Origin of the sequence: Gemmobacter sp. 24YEA27, assembly GCF_030052995.1 — a bacterium.
GTDB lineage: Bacteria > Pseudomonadota > Alphaproteobacteria > Rhodobacterales > Rhodobacteraceae > Pseudogemmobacter.
Genome location: NZ_JASJPW010000002.1, coordinates 108,723 through 126,632, shown reverse-complemented (window position 1 = coordinate 126,632; position 17,910 = coordinate 108,723). Strand labels below are relative to the sequence as shown.

At 64.5% G+C, this 17,910-nt stretch carries 17 protein-coding genes; 6 read left to right on the top strand and 11 right to left on the bottom strand.

The window, feature by feature from the left end; all coding sequences use genetic code 11:
- Positions 1–7 precede the first annotated feature (7 nt).
- The 6 genes from QNO18_RS18155 to QNO18_RS18130 all read left to right on the top strand — a co-directional run bounded on the left by QNO18_RS18155 (position 8) and on the right by QNO18_RS18130 (position 6,686).
- The gene (locus tag QNO18_RS18155) at positions 8–2,236 is read left to right on the top strand and encodes a trehalase family glycosidase (RefSeq protein WP_283178961.1); all 2,229 of its coding nucleotides are present in this window, start codon (positions 8–10) and stop codon (positions 2,234–2,236) included.
- Positions 2,237–2,337: 101 nt separating this feature from the next.
- Positions 2,338–3,408: an extracellular solute-binding protein gene (locus QNO18_RS18150; protein ID WP_283178960.1), complete on the top strand. Its 1,071-nt coding sequence runs from the start codon at positions 2,338–2,340 to the stop codon at positions 3,406–3,408.
- Positions 3,405–4,307, top strand: coding sequence for an ABC transporter permease (locus QNO18_RS18145; protein WP_283178959.1), 903 nt, complete (start codon positions 3,405–3,407; stop codon positions 4,305–4,307). Before QNO18_RS18150 ends, QNO18_RS18145 begins: the two co-directional genes overlap by 4 nt.
- Positions 4,308–4,311: 4 nt before the next feature.
- Entirely contained in the window at positions 4,312–5,091 is a 780-nt protein-coding gene (locus QNO18_RS18140) for an ABC transporter permease (RefSeq protein WP_283178958.1), read from the top strand.
- Positions 5,078–6,112, top strand: a complete 1,035-nt coding sequence (locus QNO18_RS18135) for an ABC transporter ATP-binding protein (protein WP_283178957.1) — start codon at positions 5,078–5,080, stop codon at positions 6,110–6,112. Before QNO18_RS18140 ends, QNO18_RS18135 begins: the two co-directional genes overlap by 14 nt.
- A gap of 1 nt (position 6,113) precedes the next feature.
- Positions 6,114–6,686, top strand: a complete 573-nt coding sequence (locus QNO18_RS18130; RefSeq protein WP_283178956.1) for an isochorismatase family cysteine hydrolase — start codon at positions 6,114–6,116, stop codon at positions 6,684–6,686.
- A gap of 30 nt (positions 6,687–6,716) precedes the next feature.
- Here the strand turns inward: QNO18_RS18130 and QNO18_RS18125 are convergent, their stop codons facing one another.
- The 11 genes from QNO18_RS18125 to QNO18_RS18075 all read right to left on the bottom strand — a co-directional run bounded on the left by QNO18_RS18125 (position 6,717) and on the right by QNO18_RS18075 (position 17,891).
- A complete protein-coding gene (locus QNO18_RS18125) occupies positions 6,717–8,570 on the bottom strand; it encodes a family 2A encapsulin nanocompartment cargo protein cysteine desulfurase (protein ID WP_283178955.1) in 1,854 nt (617 codons plus the stop codon).
- Positions 8,545–9,474 (bottom strand): family 2A encapsulin nanocompartment shell protein, encoded by a 930-nt coding sequence (locus tag QNO18_RS18120; RefSeq protein WP_249498595.1) that lies wholly within the window; start codon positions 9,472–9,474, stop codon positions 8,545–8,547. Before QNO18_RS18120 ends, QNO18_RS18125 begins: the two co-directional genes overlap by 26 nt.
- A gap of 129 nt (positions 9,475–9,603) precedes the next feature.
- Entirely contained in the window at positions 9,604–10,560 is a 957-nt protein-coding gene (gene epsC / locus QNO18_RS18115) for a serine O-acetyltransferase EpsC (protein ID WP_283178954.1), read from the bottom strand.
- A 69-nt stretch (positions 10,561–10,629) separates the two neighbouring features.
- Positions 10,630–11,073 (bottom strand): rhodanese-like domain-containing protein, encoded by a 444-nt coding sequence (locus tag QNO18_RS18110; RefSeq protein ID WP_283178953.1) that lies wholly within the window; start codon positions 11,071–11,073, stop codon positions 10,630–10,632.
- A 302-nt stretch (positions 11,074–11,375) separates the two neighbouring features.
- On the bottom strand, positions 11,376–12,311 hold the full coding sequence (locus tag QNO18_RS18105; RefSeq protein WP_283178952.1) for a serine acetyltransferase: 936 nt from the start codon (positions 12,309–12,311) through the stop codon (positions 11,376–11,378).
- A gap of 42 nt (positions 12,312–12,353) precedes the next feature.
- A complete protein-coding gene (locus tag QNO18_RS18100) occupies positions 12,354–13,028 on the bottom strand; it encodes a hypothetical protein (RefSeq protein ID WP_283178951.1) in 675 nt (224 codons plus the stop codon).
- Complete coding sequence (locus QNO18_RS18095) at positions 13,025–13,693, bottom strand: hypothetical protein (protein ID WP_283178950.1); 669 nt, start codon at positions 13,691–13,693, stop codon at positions 13,025–13,027. The genes QNO18_RS18100 and QNO18_RS18095 overlap by 4 nt, the downstream gene beginning before the upstream one ends.
- Positions 13,686–14,345: a CMD domain protein gene (locus tag QNO18_RS18090; RefSeq protein WP_283178949.1), complete on the bottom strand. Its 660-nt coding sequence runs from the start codon at positions 14,343–14,345 to the stop codon at positions 13,686–13,688. Before QNO18_RS18090 ends, QNO18_RS18095 begins: the two co-directional genes overlap by 8 nt.
- A 227-nt stretch (positions 14,346–14,572) precedes the next feature.
- A complete protein-coding gene (locus QNO18_RS18085) occupies positions 14,573–15,787 on the bottom strand; it encodes an SfnB family sulfur acquisition oxidoreductase (RefSeq protein WP_283178948.1) in 1,215 nt (404 codons plus the stop codon).
- Complete coding sequence (gene ssuD / locus QNO18_RS18080) at positions 15,784–16,950, bottom strand: FMNH2-dependent alkanesulfonate monooxygenase (RefSeq protein ID WP_283178947.1); 1,167 nt, start codon at positions 16,948–16,950, stop codon at positions 15,784–15,786. The genes QNO18_RS18085 and ssuD overlap by 4 nt, the downstream gene beginning before the upstream one ends.
- 128 nt (positions 16,951–17,078) lie before the next feature.
- The gene (locus QNO18_RS18075) at positions 17,079–17,891 is read right to left on the bottom strand and encodes a MetQ/NlpA family ABC transporter substrate-binding protein (protein ID WP_283178946.1); all 813 of its coding nucleotides are present in this window, start codon (positions 17,889–17,891) and stop codon (positions 17,079–17,081) included.
- Positions 17,892–17,910 lie beyond the last annotated feature (19 nt).

The window sequence follows — 17,910 nt, the reverse complement described above, 5'->3', positions numbered from 1 at the left end:
GGCCCCGATGTCGATGACCACGACCCTGCCGCTGTCGCGGCTCTGGTTCACCTGGGGCGAGCGGCCCGCCGAGATGATCTTCCAGCCGCTCGGGCTCAGGGTGACGCCGGTCCTTTACTCGACCAGGGCGCGCAAGACCTCGCTGATCGAGCCACGGGCGGATGTGGTGCGGCTGGGACCGCATCGGACAGATGGCGGCTTCGCGGGGCTCGAGACCGATTTCGCCGGCACAAGGATCGGGTTTCAGGCGGGAGCCGTTGATCCTTTCGTGATCCGTGGTGCCTGGGAGGCGCGCGAGACTGGCGAATGGGGCGCGAGGTTCTGGGTGGCGCTGGCGATATCCGCCGAGGGGGCGGATGCGCGGTTCGACAAGGCGACGGGGGCGGTGCTGATCCGCATGGGCCATCGCTGGGCCGCGATTGTCAGCCGCGATCCGGCGATTGTCGTATCCGGCCACGAGGATCTGGGCGCTTTGCGTGAGGATCTGGAAGAGAACGGCTATTTCAGCCTGGAGAGCCGGGCTGATGCAGCCCCTTTGCTGGCATTGCGTTTCAATCTCGACATGATGCGAGACGGCGCCTGGGCGGCGGCGGTGGCTGACAGCGAAGCCCTGGCTGTGGCGGGGGCAAAAGCGGCGCTGGCCGCACCCGCACCTGTGCCCGGATCGCTGCATGAGGGCGCTTCCGCCGGTGCGCTGGAGGCCATTCGAGACATCACCGGCTGGAACACGGTCTGGGACGCCGAAAATCATCGCCCCTATACCAAAGTGACGCGGATCTGGAATCTCGGGCGCTATGCGGTCTGGTATAATGACCAATGCTATGCCGCGCTGCTGGCGGGCGTGCTGGACCCCGATCTTGCGCGGCAGAACATGGCCGTAGCGCATGGCGGCGCTACGCCGCGGGGGAATATCGCCTGTATCGTGACGTCGAACGACGCCTGGGTGGATCGCAGCCAGCCGCCGCTTGGCGCATTGGTGGCCTGGTCCCTGTTCCTGCGCCTGGGCGAGCGTTCGCTTCTGTCGGCGCAATATGAGATTTTGCTGAGAAACCATCGCTGGTGGCGGCGGGAGCGCGATCCGGATCAGTTCGGGCTGATCTCTTGCGGGTCGTCGGATGTGGGCGCGGCGCTGTATCAGGGCACTCATTTCGGTGCCCGGAATGAGACGGGGATGGATAACAGCGCCACCCATGATGAGGCCGTCTGGCAGGCGGAGAGCCGCAGCCTCTCGACCTGGGATCTGGGGCTGAATTGCGTGGTCGCGCTGGATGCCGAGATGCTTTCGCTGATCGCGGCAGAGCTGGGCGATACCGCCACCGCGACGGAAATGCGCGAACTGGCCGGGACGCATCGCCGGCTGATCCGCGAAAAGCTCTGGGATGAAAGCCGCCAGATCTTTGCCAACCGCCAGCGCGGCGGGGCATTTGTGAAATCGCTGTCGCCGACCAGCTTTTACCCGCTTTTATGCGGCGCGGCGGATGCCGGCCAGCAGGCGGCCCTGATGCGGCATATGGAGGATCCTGAGACCTTCCGCAGCCCCTGGCCCTTGCCCAATGCCACCCGCGACGATCCGGCCTATCAGGACAATGTCTATTGGCGCGGGCGGATCTGGCCCAATGTGAATTACCTTGTCTGGCTGGGCCTGCACCGCGCCGGCGAGACCGCGCGCGCCGCAGGTCTTGCGGCGGAAAGCCTCGCGCTTTTCCAAAGAAACTGGGACGAGGCGCGGATTGCGGGCGAGAATTACAACCCCGAAACCGGCGAAGTGCTCGACCAGGGTGATGCCGATGGCTTTTACATCTGGGCGGGGCTGCTGCCACTGATGGCGGTCGAGGAGATCTGCGGCTTTTCCCCCTGGACCGGGTGGAGCCTGCAAAACGGGCCCGATTGCCGCATGGGCCCGCTGGAAAGCCCGCTCGGGCCGGTGGTGGTGAGCCGGGAAGGGGGGGTGCTGACGCTGTCAGACCCGACGGGCCAGGCGCGGCTGGTCAGCGATATCGCGGGTCCACTCAGGCATATCCGCTTTGGTGAGGGCTGTTTCAGCTGTGAAATTCCCGCCTGCGAGGCGGGCAGTCTGAGCCTGCCGCAGATCCGGAGGCCGGATGTGCTGGCGGTAGAGCTGGATGGCGCCCCGCTGCGCCAGGGTCCCGGCGATGGCCCCTTGCAGCTGAGCCTGTCGGCGGCCAGACCGGCCCGGCTTTCGATCTGGTTTCGCAACACCCGGCATGGTGCTTGACAGTGACGGAGTTGCGCTGTCCCTTGCGGGGCAAGATCGCAGGAAGATCAAAGGCCCGGAGCCGTTCGCGCCCGCATGGCCTTCAGGGAGGGAGACGGGAAATGAAACTCAGCAGACGCGCAATGGTGCAACTGATGGGCGGCACGGTTCTGGCAACGACGCTGCTGGGGCCGCGCCGCGCGCTGGCGGCGACGAAGATCACCGTGCTGAACTGGCAGGGCTACGGCACCGACGAGAAATGGGCGCTTGAGGCCTTTACGGCGGCGACCGGCATCGAGGTCGTGCATGATTATTTCAATTCCGAAGCCGAGATGATCACCAAACTGGCGACCAATCCCGGCGCCTATGATGTGGTGCTGATCAACTCGGCCCGGATCGCGCAGGCGGCGGGGCAGGGGCTGATCCAGCCGGTCGATTTCGCAAAGATCCCGAATGCGGCGGGCCTCGCGCCAAAGCTCAAAGACCATGACAATATGCAATATGAGGGTGAGACCTTCGGCTGCGCCTGGGTCTGGGGGATGAACGGGCTGGGCGTCAGGGATGGCAAGACCGATCCCGACAGCTATGCCGCGCTGGCAGACCCGGCCTGGGCGGGCAAGGTCGCGCTGTTCGATGATGCGGTGACCGCTGTGGGCCTTGGCGCGCTGGCGACCGGTCAGGACATGAATGACCCGAAAGACCTGGAGGCGGTGAAAGGCTTCCTGCAATCGGTGCGCCCGAACCTGCACAATCTCTGGACCTCGGAAGACCAGTGGAACAAGGCATTTGCCGCCAATGAGTTCGATCTGTCGGTGGCCTGGTCGGGCGGCGTGGTGCGCTCGTTCCGCAATGGCGGTCTGCCGGTGCATTTCGTGGTGCCGAAAGAGGGCGCGATCGGCTGGCTCGACGGCCTCGCTGTGCCGACCACCGCGCCCGATGTCGATGCCGCCCATGCGTTCATCAATTACATGATCGACCCGGATTTCTATTTCCGCTGGGCGACCGAGGTGGGCGCGCCGGCTTCGGCCAATGTCGATGCCGTGGCGAAGCTGCCCGAGGATGACCTGATGAAACAGGTCCATAAGGCGGAATATATCGACACGATGTCGATCATGTCTGCCCTGCCGGATGCGCGGCGCGACACATTCAACGCGCTCTGGCAGGAAATGAAAGCCTATTACGCCGCGAAATGAGCGCAGGCCCCGCCACCACAGCCCCCGCCCTGAACATGGGCGGGAGGCGCCTGCCGCCCTGGGTTGCGACCACGGCGCTGCTTTTGCCCGCCTATGGGTGGCTGCTGATCGCGATCTTCCTGCCCTTGGGCGCGATGTTCCTCTTTTCCTTCATGACCGCCACACCCATCGGCAACAAGGAAATCGGCTACACGATTGATCAGTATAAAATATTCTTCACCCAGCCCTATATGTGGCAGGTGGCCTCCTGGACCTTCCAGATCGCTTTCGCGACCACACTGATCTGCGCGATCACCGGCTTTCTGGCGGCGCTGGCGCTGGCGCGGTCGGGCCTTGGCCGGTCGCAATGGATCTTCCTGATCCTGATCCTACTGCCGTTCTGGACCAATGGGCTGGTGCGGATCTTCTCCTGGACCATGGTGATCCGGGAGGGCGGGTTCCTTGACGCCGTGGTGCAGTTCATCCTGCCCGAAGCCGCATCGGTCGGCTTTCTCTATTCCCGCCCGGGAATCGTGCTGGGCCTGGTGCATGGCTATCTGCCCTATATGGTCCTGACCTGCTATATCGCGATCTCGACCATTGATGATGCGATTGTCGAGGCGGCGGAAAGCCTTGGCGCGCGGTGGTGGACGATCCTTGGCCGCATTCTGATCCCGATGGCAGCGCCTGGCCTGATCGCCGGATCGGTGCTGATCTTTGTCCCCGTGGTGGGCGCGTTCATGGAGCCGCGCATCCTTGGCGGCCCGCAGGGCGTGACACTGGGCACCGTGATCGAGGACAGTTTCACGCAGGGCTTCAACTGGCCACAAGGGGCCGCGCTTTCCTTCATGCTGCTCGCGGTGGTGCTGGCAATTTTCGCGACCTTCTCCGGCGTGTTGCGCCGCAATGCGGAGTTGTGAGCGGATGAAAGCCTTTGGTCGCGTCTATCTCTGCCTGTTGATCTTCTTTCTCTACCTGCCCATCGGCGTGATGATCGCCATGGGCTTTAACGCCTCGCCCTATTACCAGCTGCCATTTGAATTCTCGACCCGCTGGTGGCATGAGCTGTGGCAGAATGCCGAGCTGCTCGAGGCCGGTAAGAACTCGGTCATCGTGGCCATAATCGTGACACTGATCGCGACGCCCATCGGCACCGCTGCCGCCGTGGCTCTGCACAGGCGCGAGTTTCCGGGGCGCAACTTCCTGCGCGTGATGCTGCTTCCGCCCATCGCCATCCCCTGGCTGATCACCGGCACCGCCATGCTCGTGATGTTTTACTGGAGCGGCATCGGCCGCGGCTTTCACGCCATGCTGATCGGCCATGTCGCGCTGGCCATTCCATACGTGGTGCTTGTGGTCTCGACGGGCCTGCAAACCATCCGCCAGGATCTCGAAGAGGCCGCGATGAGCCTCGGCGCCACGCCGCTCTTCGCCTTTTTCCGGGTGACCTTGCCGCTCTTGACCCCGTCGATCATCGGCGCGGCGCTGTTTGCCTTCGCGGTCTCGCTCGATCAGTTCGTGATCTCTTATTTCCTGGCCACGCCCGGCTATACGACGCTGCCGGTGAAAATCTATTCCGCGATCCGCAAAGGCTTCACCCCCGATATCAACATCATCTCGACGGTGCTGTTGCTCGCATCAATGGCGCTGGTGCTGATCTATTTCATCTTCTCGAAGTTCGGAGCGAAAGATGTCCGACGTTAAACTGACGGGCATCGCCAAATCCTATGGCGGCAGCCCGGTTCTGACCGATATCACCGTCGATTTCCCATCGGGGAGCTTTACCAGCCTTCTCGGCCCGTCCGGTTCGGGGAAGACAACGCTTCTGAGGATCATCGCGGGCTTTATCACACCCGAGGCGGGCCAGGTGACCATCGGTGGCGAAGACGTCACCCGCATCCCGGTCTGGGCCCGCAATATCGGCATGGTGTTCCAGAGCTACGCGCTGTTCCCGCATATGAGCGTGAGGGACAATGTCGCCTTCGGCCTTGGCCGGCGCGGGGTCAAAGGCGCCGAGGCAAAGCGCCGTGTTGACGAGGCGCTGGAGATGGTGCGGCTGCCGGGCTTTGCCGAGCGTCTTCCGAAACAGCTTTCCGGCGGTCAGCAGCAGCGTGTCGCGATGGCCCGGGCGATTGTGACCGGGCCGAAGGTGCTTTTGCTGGATGAGCCGCTTTCCGCGCTGGACCGGCGGCTCAGACAGGAGATGCAGGTCGAGCTTCTGAGCCTGCAACGCGAGATCGGTGTCACGACGATCTTTGTCACCCATGATCAGGAAGAGGCGCTGACCCTGTCGGATCAGGTGGCGATCCTAGACCGTGGGCGCATCGTGCAGATGGGCGCGCCGGCGGCAATCTATGAACGGCCCGCCACCCGCTTTGCCGCCGAATTCCTTGGCGATGCCAATTTCTTCACCGGCCGCGTCGAGGGCGGTGCGATCACCGTCGCGGCGCACCGCATCACCGCGCCTGGCCTGCCCGAGGGCCGTGAGGTGACACTGGCGGTCAGGCCTGAAAAGATCAGCCTTGATGCGACCCATGAAAACCGGGTGCAGGCGAAGGTGCTGAACGCGATCTATGCGGGCGCCAACCTGACCTATCTGATGGAAGGGCCAGGCGGCCAGCGGCTGAAGGTCTTTGCGCAAAACAGCGACGGGGTGATCCTGCCCAATGGCGCCGAGGTCACGCTCAGCTGGCGCGCCGCGCATACGATCCTGGTAGAGGGCTGAGATGCGCGATATGCTTCATATGGTCATCGACATGCAGCGCCTGTTTGACGAGGAAACCGTCTGGCATACGCCGATGCTGCGCGAGGTGCTGCCGAATGTCGTGCGGCTGTGCGAGGGGTTTCGCGGCCAGAACGCCTTTGCGCGCTTTGTCGTGCCCGAGACGGCGGAGGCCGCGACCGGCACCTGGGCGCGCTATTATCAACGCTGGGATATGCTGACCGGCGAAAGGATTGACCGTTCGTTGCTCGACCTTGTGGCGGAATTGCAGCCCTTTGCGGCGAAAGCGCTGTTGATCGACAAGCTGGTCTATTCGCCGTTCAAGGTCGCGGGCGTGACCGAGAGGCTATTCGCCGATGGCGTGCGCCATATCGTGTTTTCCGGGGTGGAAACCGATGTCTGCGTGCTTGCGGCGGTGATGGATGCGATGGATCTGGGCTTTGACGTGACGATTGTCACCGATGCCGTCGGCAGTTCCGCCCGCGAAGCGCATGAGGCGGCCCTGCGCCTGATCTACCCGCGCTGCGAGGATCAGATCCGGCTGGCGACGACTGACCAGATCCTCAGCGAAAGATAGCCCGTCCCGTGCCTTCGGGGCGGGCCTGTTTCAATGCGGCGCTTTCGACAGTCGCTGCACCACTGCGATGAAGCGGTCGACCTCATCGCGCGTGTTGTAAAACGCGAGCGAGGGCCGCACGGTCGTCTCCAGCCCGAAGCGGCGCAGGATTGGCTGTGCGCAATGATGGCCGGTGCGCACCGCGATACCTTCCTCATTCAGCGCAACGCCCACCTCATGCGTGGTGTAGCCCTCCAGCGTGAAGGAGAGCACCGAGGCCTTGTCGCGCGCAGTGCCAATCAGCCGCACGCCTTTGATGGGCCGCAGAAGATGGGTCGCGTAATCCAGCAGCTCATGCTCATAACGGCCGATATTTTCGATCCCCCAGCCCTCAACATATTCCAGCGCGGCACCAAGGCCGACCGCATCGGCGATATTTCCGGTCCCGGCCTCGAACTTATTCGGCGCGGGCTGAAAGCGGGTGCGCTCAAAAGTGACATCCTCGATCATATTGCCGCCGCCTTGCCAGGGCGGCATATCGTCAAGGATCTCGGCCCTGGCCCAGACCGCGCCGATGCCGGTGGGGCCGAAAATCTTATGGCCGGAGAAGACAAAGAAATCCGCGCCGATATCCTGCACATCGACCCGCATATGGCTGATCGACTGCGCGCCATCGACCAGCGCCTTTGCGCCGTTCCGATGCGCCAGATCGACGATCTCTTTCACCGGCACCACGGTGCCAAGCGCGTTCGAGACCTGGGTCACGGATACTAGCTTCACTTTCGGCCCCAGGAGGCGCTGATATTCCGACAGGATCACCTGGCCATCCTCATCAACCGGGATCACCTTGATCTTCGCGCCGACCACCCAGGCGAGCTGCTGCCAGGGCACGATATTCGCGTGATGTTCAAGGTTCGAGACGATGATCTCATCGCCCTCGCCGATATTCTTTGCGCCCCAGGACTTGGCGATCAGGTTGATCGCCTCGGTGGTGCCCCGGGTAAAGATCACCTCATTCACCGAGGGCGCATTGATGAAGCGCCGCACGGATTCCCGTGCCTTTTCATAGGCATCGGTGGCGCGGGCGGCGAGTTCATGCGCAGCGCGGTGGATGTTCGAATTCTCGTGCTCGTAGAAATACGAGACCCGTTCGATTACCTGGCGCGGTTTCTGCGTGGTGGCTGCATTGTCAAACCAGACGAGTTGCCGCCCGTTCACCCGTTCCTGCAGGATCGGGAAGTCGCGACGCACGGCATGGACGTCAAAGGCCCCGCGCTGCGGCTGGCTTGCCGGGGCCGGGCGCGCGGGCGCCCGGTTGTCTGCCAGCAGTGCTCGCAGATCATCCGCGCCGGGGAGGCCGAAGCTGCGGGCGGAAACCAGATCCTCGCTTAGCACATCCGGCGCTTTGGACTGGGGCGCGTAGGGCGTGGTATCGGCGAGGAAGTAGAAGGGCGATGCGCTGTCCGTCGCGGGCGCTGCACGCGGAGAAACCTGCGGCACGCCGAGCGAATGCCCCCCGAACCGCCCGTTCAGCGCGGGCGGCACGATGGCTGCGTGATCGGGCAGGCCATTGGTCGCCGCCGCTTTGGGCGCCAGCGAGGGCGTTGAGGCCAGCACCGCCGCGCCGTCCTGCGGGTTGGCGGGCGCCGCATTTGCCCCGGGCGCAAAGGTCCCGGGCAAAGCGAGGCCATTGGCCAGCGGCCCGGGCGAAAAGCCCGCTGGCTGCGGATTGGCGGGGACCGGGTTCGACGGCAGATGACCAGCACCGCCTCCAACCCCCGCAGAACCCGGAAGCGCTGCGAAGAATTGTGAGGCGAGGCTCGTCAGGGCCGCCACATCGGGCAGACCCTGCGGCACCGCATCCGGCGCGGGAAGCGGGTTACTTATAGGTGTCGGGATAGTCATGGAACTTGCCGATCTCCACATCATCCAGCACGGCCAGGGCATCGGGCGATTGCACGACGAGGCTGCAATAAAGGCTGATCAGGTAAGACGCGATCGCCGAGCGGTTGATCCCCATGAAACGCACGGACAAGCCCGGCGCCTGTTCGCCCGCCAGCCCCGGCTGGTAAAGGCCGACCACGCCCTGGCGCTTGTCGCCAACCCGGATCAGCAGGATCTTAGTCTTGCCATCGACGACCGGCACTTTGTCGGAGGGGATGATCGGAATGCCGCGCCAGGTCAGGAATTGCGACCCAAAGAGCGACACGGTCGGCGGCGGCACCCCGCGGCGGGTGCATTCGCGGCCAAAGGCGGCGATGGCATCGGGATGGGTCAGGAAAAACGCGGGTTCTTTCCAGACTTTCGCGATCAGCAGGTCGAGATCATCCGGGGTCGGCGCGCCGGTCAGCGGGTAGTTGACCTGATCGGGGTGGACATTGGCCAGCAACCCGTAATCCGGGTTGTTGATCAGCTGGCCTTCCTGGGTCTCCTTGATGGTCTCAATCGCCAGGCGCAGCTGTTCTTTGACCTGGTCAAACGGGCTGGAATAGAGATCCGAGATACGGGTGTGAACGTCGACGATGGTCGAGACGCCATTCAGGAAATACTCGCGCGGGGTCTCATCGTAATCGACAAAGGTCTGCGGGAGTTCAGATTCATCTTCGCGCGCGGTGCAGGCGACATGCACATCCTGCGGGTTTTTCACCGTGTTCAGCCGGTAGATCCCGGCCTCGACCGGCAGCCATTGCAAGAGATGGACAAGCCAGCGCGGGCTGATTGTTGAAAGGATCGGAACAGTTTTGGTGGCATTTGCAAGCTGCCGGGCGGCGTTGTCGCCAAGCGCAGATTGCGGGGAGAGATCGGCCATAAGGCGCTCCGCTTGAGGGGGTGGGGGAGGAGGGGCGTGAAACTATGTTCTCTTTTGTATATCTTTGGTGGAATAAACTTCCAATTCAATCAATTTGTGTAGAATATTTTGCCATAAACGGGAGGGGGGTCAGGCAATTTTGACACGTCCATTCTCTGGCTGCCCCTGCGATTGCGATCTGGCCTGCGACACCATGCTTCTGGGGGGGACATCGCCGGTGACCCAGACATTGCCACCAAGGACCGATCCCTGACCGATGGTCACGCGGCCCAGCACCGTGGCGCCGGAATAGATCACCACATCGTCTTCGATGATCGGATGGCGGGGCAGACCTTTGACCACATTGCCCTGTATGTCGGTCGGGAAGCTTTTGGCGCCCAGCGTCACGCCCTGAAACAGCTGCACCCGGTCGCCGATGATGGCGGTGGCGCCGATCACGGTGCCGGTGCCGTGGTCGATGAAAAAGCTCTCGCCGATACGGGCGCCGGGATGGATATCGATGCCGGTCTCGCCATGTGCCATCTCGGCAATCAGCCGCGCGATCAGCGGCAGGCCAAGGGTGAAAAGCCGATGCGCGAGCCGATGGTTGATCAGGGCGCGCAGACCCGGATAGCACAAAAGCACCTCATCAACCCCGCGTGCAGCCGGATCGGCGCGGAAGGCGGCGACAACATCGGTGTCGAGGACCCGGCGAATCCCGGCCAGGCTCTGGATGAATTCGGAGACGATGGCCGGGGCGGCATCGGGCTCAGGCGCTGCGCCGGGGCCAAGATAGCGGCGCGCCCAGTCAAGCTCGCGCGCGGTTTCGCGGGTCAGGTCCTGCGCGGCGCGCGCGAGGGTGATTGCAATGAACTCATTCTCGTTCTCCTGGCGCAGATCGGCCGGGCCAAGCCGCATCGGGAACAAAACCGCCCGCAGGTCGGTGACAATCGCCGCGACACGCTCGGGTGAGGGCAATTCTCGCGGCCCTGCCTCTTCAAGGCGCAGATGTGAGACGCGCCAGTCATGGCGGGCTTCGGCGAGGCCGGCGATGGTCGCCGAAATATCTTCCGCGAAACCGTCATGGTCGCGGGCAGGGATGGGCATTGCTGTCTCCGTAAAACCAGGGATGGCGTGGCTGGGGAGCCGGGGGGGGGCGGCCGGACGGGCGGCGTTTTAATCCTGGTGCCAGGGCAGGCCGTGAAAGCGCCAGCCGTCGGCGGTGCCGCGCTGGCCAGCGGCATCCAGCTCGCCCTCGAAGCCCTCGGCCACGCTGAAGGCCTGGGTCCAGCCGGCTTTGGTCAATGCCTCGGCCGCCAGCGCCGATCGTTTACCGCTGCGACAGATAAGCAGGAGCCGCGATGTCTTATCCGGCACCAGCGCCGCCACCTGGCGGGCGAAATGCGGGTTGCGGTTCATCGCGGTTCCGGTCGCCCAGGCGACATGCAGCGTGCCGGGAACGCGCCCGACATAGGCGCGCTCTTCCACTGTGCGCACATCGAGGATCACCGCCTCGCCGCGCGAGACAAGATCCCAGGCGGTGCGGGGCGCGACGACCCCGGCAAAGCCATCCTGCGCCACGGGAACCGCGGAAAAGCTGGTATCGGCACGAAGGTTCATCATCACACTCCCACTTTTCGGCCCTGGCTGCGGGGTCCGCAAACCGCCGGGCCGGGCCCGCAACAGGGTCAGGATAGCGCTGGAAATCCCGGTCAGGAACAGGTTTTCGCCCCGTTTTGCCCACGGGCACCAAACTTGGAACAGGCCGATTGCTGCGCCTTCGGAAGAGATAAAATTTCTCTTCCGCGCGCAGCGTTTGGGGAAGGGGCGATCTGCGGCTGCCTGGAGCTGCGCAGGCCTCAGCGCCGGAAATTCCCGCGAATCTGTGACTAAAACCGTTCAATGGGGCCCGACGAGCGCCTTCAGCCCGGAGCGACCCGCAGCATCGGGCGCGCCTGGGTGACCATCGCGCCAGGGGCCACGTCTTCCAAAAGCCAGACGCCGCCGCCGATTACCGCGCCCTGGCCGACCGTGATCCGGCCAAGGATCGTCGCCCCGGCATAGATCACCACATCATCGCCGATCTGCGGATGGCGCGGCTGCCCTTTGACCAGCGCCCCGGTGCCATCGTCCTGGAAGCTCTTGGCGCCCAGTGTCACCTGTTGATAAAGCCGCACATTGCGCCCGATCACCGCCGTCTCACCGATCACCACACCGGTGCCGTGGTCGATGAAAAAGGCCGGTCCGATTTTTGCGCCGGGATGGATGTCGATCCCGGTCACGGAATGCGAATGCTCGGCCATGATGCGGGCGATCATGCGGATGCCGGCGCGGCTCAGCTCATGCGCGATGCGGTGATGCAGGATCGCGGCCACACCGGGAAAGCAAAAGGCGACCTCGTCAAGGCTCATCGCGGAAGGGTCGCCCTGCCAGGCCGCCAGAATATCGGTGTCATGCAGATCGCGGATGATCACCAGCCGTTCAAGGAAGGCGCGGGACAGCGCCTCGCCCCGGGCGCGCGCCGCTGCCGCTTCGGCATCGGGGGCCAGCATCAGCTCGGTGATGACAAGATCGGCAAGGCGCAGACGGATCGAGGCCAGCATCTGCGCGATGAAGGTATCCGTGGCCTCGGGCGCGAGGTCCTGGGGGCCGAAATGGCGCGGGTAAAGCGTCGCAACGATGTCGTTCAGCAGTTCGATGATGGCGCGTTTCGAGGGCAGGCGCGGCGTCGGGCGCCCGTGATACCGCCGCTGCTGCGAGACGATGCGCAAAAGGCGCAGCCGTTCCGTCAGGCGGGCGATCAGCGCGGCATCATCCGCCGCCTGATCACCGATGGTTTCCCCCGGGGCTCCGTCCATCGAACTCTCCGTCACTGGCACTACGCGCGCTGCGCCGGATGGCTAACGAATGTGACCCCCGCTGCCAATGGAAGGATCTTTTCTTCTTTGCGCCTTTGGGAGAAGGGATTTCTCCCGTCCCTCCGGGCCGAGCGCACGGGACCAGTCGGTCGGCGGGGCTGTTGCCCCGGCCAGCCGCCCGGGGCGCTGCAGGATCCGCAGTGCCCCGCCCGCGTTCAGCAGGCCCGCAATCTGCGGGCTGATCCGCTGCTGTGCACGCAATGTCGTCAGTCCCGGCAGGCCCGAGAGCAGGAACAGCCCGAAATGGAGATCATAAATCCCGACCCGCCACAAAAGCGGCGCCATGATCAGCCCGGCATCGCTTTCCGGCGCCGTTTGCGGGGCGAGGGGTTCCAGTGCGCGCAATTCCTGGCGCAGGGCGTAGATGGTCAGGTCCAGATCGGCCGGAAAGGCCGCAGGGTCGATCGCCGCCAGCCGCGCCTGGGCGGAATGCACGGCCCCGAGCACTGGCAGGGCAGTTCCGGGCATATCCGGCAGCGCGGCGAGCAACGCAGCGCCATCATGCAAGGGTACCGGATCCGCATCGGGCGCTAAGAGCGCCGGCAGCGGGCCGCACTCATCGCGCAGGACAGGCAGCTGCCGCGCCCGCAGCACAAGCTGCACCGCATCGGCCAGGGTATGATCTGCCGGGGCGATCAGGCGCCAGGGTTTACTCATGGCGAGACGCTCCGGCGGGGTTCGGAATCAAGGCGACGGCTCTCGCCGGTGGCCAGCGCGAGGCGGGCATTCCAGGCCGCAAAGCCTGCCACCAGGATCAGATCGGTGATTTCCTGATCGTCAAGCTTTTCCTCCTCCAGTGTCCAGAAGACCTGGCGGCTGGCTCTGACCGGGATCGCCGCCAGCGCCGAGGCTGCCGCGATCACGCCGCCAGAGCGGCCCCCAAGCGGGCTTGGCAGACCCTCTTCCAGCAGAACCTCGACCTCGCGCTTGCGCCTCAGGCCGGCAGCCGCGCGCCGGGCATGGGCGGCGGCGGTGAAGAAACAGCCGATGCGGCGCGCGACAGCGGTGGCCGCGAGATCGCGCTCCCCCTGGGCAAGCCCGGCGCCACGGCGGCGGGCGAGAAATTCCGCTGACGCTGTAAGGACGGGCCCCGCATCCCCGGCCAGCACGGCAGGCAGAAAGGCAACCGGCTCGGTCTCGACCTCCGGCACCTGGATTGGCGTCGGGAATGCCGTCTGCGCGGGTTTGCGGGGGCGCCATTCGTGGCGACGGCTGGTAAAACGGTCAGGCAGGCGGGACGCGGGCGGCTCAGCGGACGGTGCCCCGCAGGGGGCGAGGCCCTGGCCCGGAATCCCCGGTTCGGGCAGCAGCGGGTCAGCCATAGGCATACCCGGCGGGACGGTCCTGGGCGGTCGTGCCTGTGCGCTGCAAATGGCGTGCATATGCATAAGCCCTGAGGCCACCGACCACCGCGCTCAGCGCGCCGATCCAGGCAATCAGCCGGTTCAGATCCAGCGTCTCGGCGGGCAGCCAGCCGGCCCGTTCCAGCGCCTCATCTGCCGCGGGAGTGATGTCGCGCGGGTGCAGCGTCACCAGATGCGCATGTTCCAGCGCCGCCGACAGGCGCGCCCCAAGGCGCAGCCGCAGCGGCGGATCGGCGCGCCAGGCCGGCCCGTCCAGATCCTCGGCCGAAAGCGGGCCGGGGGGCCAGGTGCCGTAAGGCCCGGGCAGAGCCGCGTTCTCCGCCTCTTCCGCGATCAGGAGGGCAAGCTCGCTGTCCGCCGCCTGAAGCAGCGCGTGAAGATGGCCGCTGACCGCCTCTTCGCCATGCAGATGCGCGGTGAAAGCGGCAATCGCCAGCGCCTCGGTTCGCGCGGCGCCGCTGTGACGCAAGAGATCCTGATACCCGGATTCAAGGCCTGCCAGCAGTTCTGGCCGGTTGCGCAAGGCGCGCAGGATCGGGCTGCCCGGCGGCACCGACGCCAGACGTTCGGCAAGGGTTGGCCGATGCAGCAAGGGTTCGTGGCGGGACATAGTTCTTCCTCTCGCAGCCGGGAACAGGCGGGTCTGAGGACAGTCTCGCATAAACACGATAAAATAAGACGTGTTTATTTCGGGCGGGCGGAGAATAAGCGGGCGGCGAGGGCGGGTCTGTGGGGGAAATTCGCCCTACTTCACGCGAGGGGTGCGCGCAAAGGACAGGGGCGCGGGAGAATCACCTTCCCCCGCGCCCCTTTCGCGTTGCGCCGTTTTCATCGATCTCAGTTCCAGTCGTGGCGCGGTGGTTTCACGCCATTCAGCGCCCAGTTGCCCACGAGGTGATATTTCCAGCGTACCGGATCATGCAGCGTATGGACGCGCGCATTGCGCCAGTGGCGGTCAAAGGCGTGTTTTCGCAAGGAAGACCTGGTGCCGCCCAGCTCGAACAGCCGGTTGGTGGCCTCGATCGCAACCTCGGTGCTCAGCACCTTGGCCTTGGCCACTGCGACCGAGGCAAGGGCCACATTCTCCTCATCCGGCGCCGGTTTCGCGCCATCAAGCACCCGCCCCGCGCGCTCCAGCAATGCCTCGGCAGCAGATTGACGGATCTCGAGCTCCCCGATCCTGAGGATGGTCAGCGGGTCTTCCGAAGCGCGTTCGACCGCGGCATCGATCCAGGGTCGGGCCTGCTCGCGTACAAAGGCGATTGTGTCCTCCAGCGCGGCGCGCGCAATGCCCGCATCAATCGCCGCAGTGGTGATCTGCGCGAAAGGGCCGGCAAGGGTCGGGGATTCGTAGGATTTGTAACTCGGGATCAGGTTGAAATCCTGCACCCGCAGCCGTTCCAGCAGCACCGTGCCGCTGGATGTGGTGCGCTGGCCGATACTGTCCCAGTCATCGACCACCACGAGCCCCGGCGTCTCACGCGCGACAAAGGCCAGTTGCGCGCGATCCTGATCATCCAGCGCCAGCACGCCGAGGTAATGGGCGTAAAGCGAGCCGGTGCAATAGCCTTTGCGGCCCGAAATCTCATAGCCCTCGCCATCGCGGGTGAGGCGGGTTTGCAGATCGGCCACGTTTTTGCCGCCGGTCTCGGACAGCGCATTGGCGAAGCGATGACCTTGCAGCACGAGGCCGAAATAATGCCGCTTCTGCTCTTCCGTCCCTTGCAGTCGCAGGTCTTCGAGCAGGCAGTAATGATTTTGCGGGATCTGCCCCAGCGACGGATCCGCCGCCGAGATGATCGCGATAACTTCGGCCAGCGTCGCGTAAGACACCTCGGCCCCGCCATAGGCTTTGGGTACCTGGATGCCCCAGAGGCCGGAATTCGAGAAATGGTCGACCACCTCTGCCGGCACCTGGCGGGTCGCATCGCGCTCTGCCGCGCCGGGGCGCAGGAAGGCCGCGACCTCATGCGCGATCCGGATTGCTTCGGTATCGTCCCGGATCACATGGGCGGCGGGCGGGTTGATCGGATAGCTGGCTGAAAGGGTCATGCTTTGGTCGCCTTCACATTGCCGCCATGGCCACCGCCGCCAAAGACCGCAGGCGCGCCGAAGGACGGGCGCAGCGGAGCGGTCGCCGGTCTGATGTCAAGTTCGGGGAACAAAAGTTCCGCGACCGTATAGGCCTCTTCCAGATGCGGGTAACCCGAGGCGATCACGGTATCGATGCCGATCTCCTGGTATTCGCGCAGCCGTGCGGCAACCGTGGCGGGAGAGCCAACCAGCGCCGTGCCTGCGCCAGAGCGCACGAGGCCCACCCCCGCCCAGAGGTTCGGCGAGACCTCAAGCCGGTCACGGCGGCCCTCATGCAGGCGGCGCATCCGTTCCTGACCCACTGAATCCGACTGGGTTTTCTGCACCGCCTGGGCATTCGCGATGGTCTCATCCGAGAGGTGCGAGATCAGGCGGTCGGCGGCGGCCCAGGCTTCCTCATCGGTTTCACGCACGATGAAATGCAGTCGGATACCAAAGCTGACCTCGCGCCCCTTTGCCGCTGCCGCCGCGCGTACCGCTTTGACTTTCTCGGCCACCTGGGCCGGGGGCTCGCCCCAGGTCAGGTATTTCTCGACATAATCGCCGGCAAAATCATGAGCGGCCTCGGACGACCCCCCGAAATACAAAGGCGGGCGCGGCTCCTGGAAGGGCGGCAGGCCCAGCTTTGCATGATGGGCCTTGATATGCTTGCCGTCGAGATGCGCCTCGCCGGTTTCGAGCAGGCTGTTGAAGACGTCGAAGAACTCGCGCGCATGGGTGTAGCGCTCGTCATGCGGCAGGAAGATGCCGTCCCCCGCCAGCTCTGCCGGCGCGCCGCCAACCACGATATTGAGCAAAAGCCGCCCGCGCGACAGCCGGTCGAGCGTCGAGGCCAGTCGCGCGTAATAGGCCGGTGACGCGGTGCCCGGGCGCACGGCGACAAGGAATTTCAGCCGTTCGGTATGGGCGGCCAGGTCGGCCGCGAGGATGAAGCTTTCCTCGCAGGCGACCGAGGTCGGGATCAGCACGCCGGAATAGCCTAAGCCATCCGCCGCCCGGGCGATCTGGCGGAAGTAATCCGGGTCTCCTGGCCGCGCGCGCAGGTCGCTGCCCAGATAGGCGCCATCGCCGGAGGAAGGGATGAACCACAGGAAGTCCAGCGGTTTCTGCGGGTTGGTCATGTGAGGCTCCGGCGGGGTGATTGAGAAACTGTCTCCTGCCAGAGGTAACCCTGGCAGGAGACGGACGGCGCGCAGGCATGAGGAGGTCACGCGCCCCGTCTTTTCAGATTGGTTTGCGTGCGAAGGCGTCAGAAGGCGGGGAAGATCTGGCCCTTGTAGCGGTCAAGGATGAACTGGCGGGTCTCGTCGCTGTTCAGCGCTTTGGCGAGAATCTTGATGCGCGGATCCTCGGTGTCACCGGGGCGGGTCACGAGATATTCGCTCCAGACGTTATGACCATCCTGGCCATTGTCGATGAACAGCGCCTTGTCGATATCGAGACCGGCCTCGAAGACGTAGTTGCCGTTCAGCGCGCCCAGATCGACCTCGTTCAGGGCCCGCGGCAAAAGCGCGGATTCCAGTTCGACGATATCGAGGTTCTTCGGGTTCTCGGAGATGTCCTTCAGCCCCGGCAGCGGGTCATCGGGCGAGGTCAGCGATTTGAATTCGCCCAGTTTGATCAGTCCCAGCTGTTGCAGGAGCAAAAGCCCGCGCCCGCCATTGACCGGGTCATTCGGGATCGCAACTTTCGCGCCGTCTTTCAGCTCATCCAGCGAGGAGATTTTGGTCGAATAGGCGACATAGGGCTCGATATGGACCGGCACGATGACGGTCAGATTGTCGCCGCGCTCGCGGTTCCATTCGTTGAGGAAGGGGCGATACTGGTAGTAATTGCCGTCAAGCTCGCCCGAAACCAGCTGCGCATTGGGCTGGATGTAATCGGTGAAGACGCGGATATCGAGGTCGATGCCTTCTTTCGCGACGATCGGTTTCACGAATTCGAGGATCTCGGCATGGGGAATGGCGGTGGCGCCGATCACCAGCTTTTCCTGTGCCTGGGCAGCGCCGGCAAGGCCTAAGGCAGCGGCGGCGGCAAAGGCCAGGGTTTTCAGTTTTGACATAGAATTATCCTTTGGAATG

Excerpts from the sequence above, each read along its gene's own strand:
- QNO18_RS18120 (WP_249498595.1), bottom strand. The coding sequence starts at position 9,474 with ATGGCCGATCTCTCCCCGCAATCTGCGCTTGGCGACAACGCCGCCCGG.
- QNO18_RS18110 (WP_283178953.1), bottom strand. The coding sequence starts at position 11,073 with ATGAACCTTCGTGCCGATACCAGCTTTTCCGCGGTTCCCGTGGCGCAG.
- QNO18_RS18075 (WP_283178946.1), bottom strand. The coding sequence starts at position 17,891 with ATGTCAAAACTGAAAACCCTGGCCTTTGCCGCCGCCGCTGCCTTAGGC.
- ssuD (WP_283178947.1), bottom strand. The coding sequence starts at position 16,950 with ATGACCAACCCGCAGAAACCGCTGGACTTCCTGTGGTTCATCCCTTCC.
- QNO18_RS18100 (WP_283178951.1), bottom strand. The coding sequence starts at position 13,028 with ATGAGTAAACCCTGGCGCCTGATCGCCCCGGCAGATCATACCCTGGCC.
- QNO18_RS18145 (WP_283178959.1), top strand. The coding sequence starts at position 3,405 with ATGAGCGCAGGCCCCGCCACCACAGCCCCCGCCCTGAACATGGGCGGG.
- QNO18_RS18105 (WP_283178952.1), bottom strand. The coding sequence starts at position 12,311 with ATGGACGGAGCCCCGGGGGAAACCATCGGTGATCAGGCGGCGGATGAT.
- QNO18_RS18085 (WP_283178948.1), bottom strand. The coding sequence starts at position 15,787 with ATGACCCTTTCAGCCAGCTATCCGATCAACCCGCCCGCCGCCCATGTG.
- QNO18_RS18140 (WP_283178958.1), top strand. The coding sequence starts at position 4,312 with ATGAAAGCCTTTGGTCGCGTCTATCTCTGCCTGTTGATCTTCTTTCTC.
- QNO18_RS18155 (WP_283178961.1), top strand. The coding sequence starts at position 8 with ATGTCGATGACCACGACCCTGCCGCTGTCGCGGCTCTGGTTCACCTGG.
- QNO18_RS18095 (WP_283178950.1), bottom strand. The coding sequence starts at position 13,693 with ATGGCTGACCCGCTGCTGCCCGAACCGGGGATTCCGGGCCAGGGCCTC.
- QNO18_RS18125 (WP_283178955.1), bottom strand. The coding sequence starts at position 8,570 with ATGACTATCCCGACACCTATAAGTAACCCGCTTCCCGCGCCGGATGCG.
- QNO18_RS18135 (WP_283178957.1), top strand. The coding sequence starts at position 5,078 with ATGTCCGACGTTAAACTGACGGGCATCGCCAAATCCTATGGCGGCAGC.
- QNO18_RS18090 (WP_283178949.1), bottom strand. The coding sequence starts at position 14,345 with ATGTCCCGCCACGAACCCTTGCTGCATCGGCCAACCCTTGCCGAACGT.
- epsC (WP_283178954.1), bottom strand. The coding sequence starts at position 10,560 with ATGCCCATCCCTGCCCGCGACCATGACGGTTTCGCGGAAGATATTTCG.
- QNO18_RS18150 (WP_283178960.1), top strand. The coding sequence starts at position 2,338 with ATGAAACTCAGCAGACGCGCAATGGTGCAACTGATGGGCGGCACGGTT.
- QNO18_RS18130 (WP_283178956.1), top strand. The coding sequence starts at position 6,114 with ATGCGCGATATGCTTCATATGGTCATCGACATGCAGCGCCTGTTTGAC.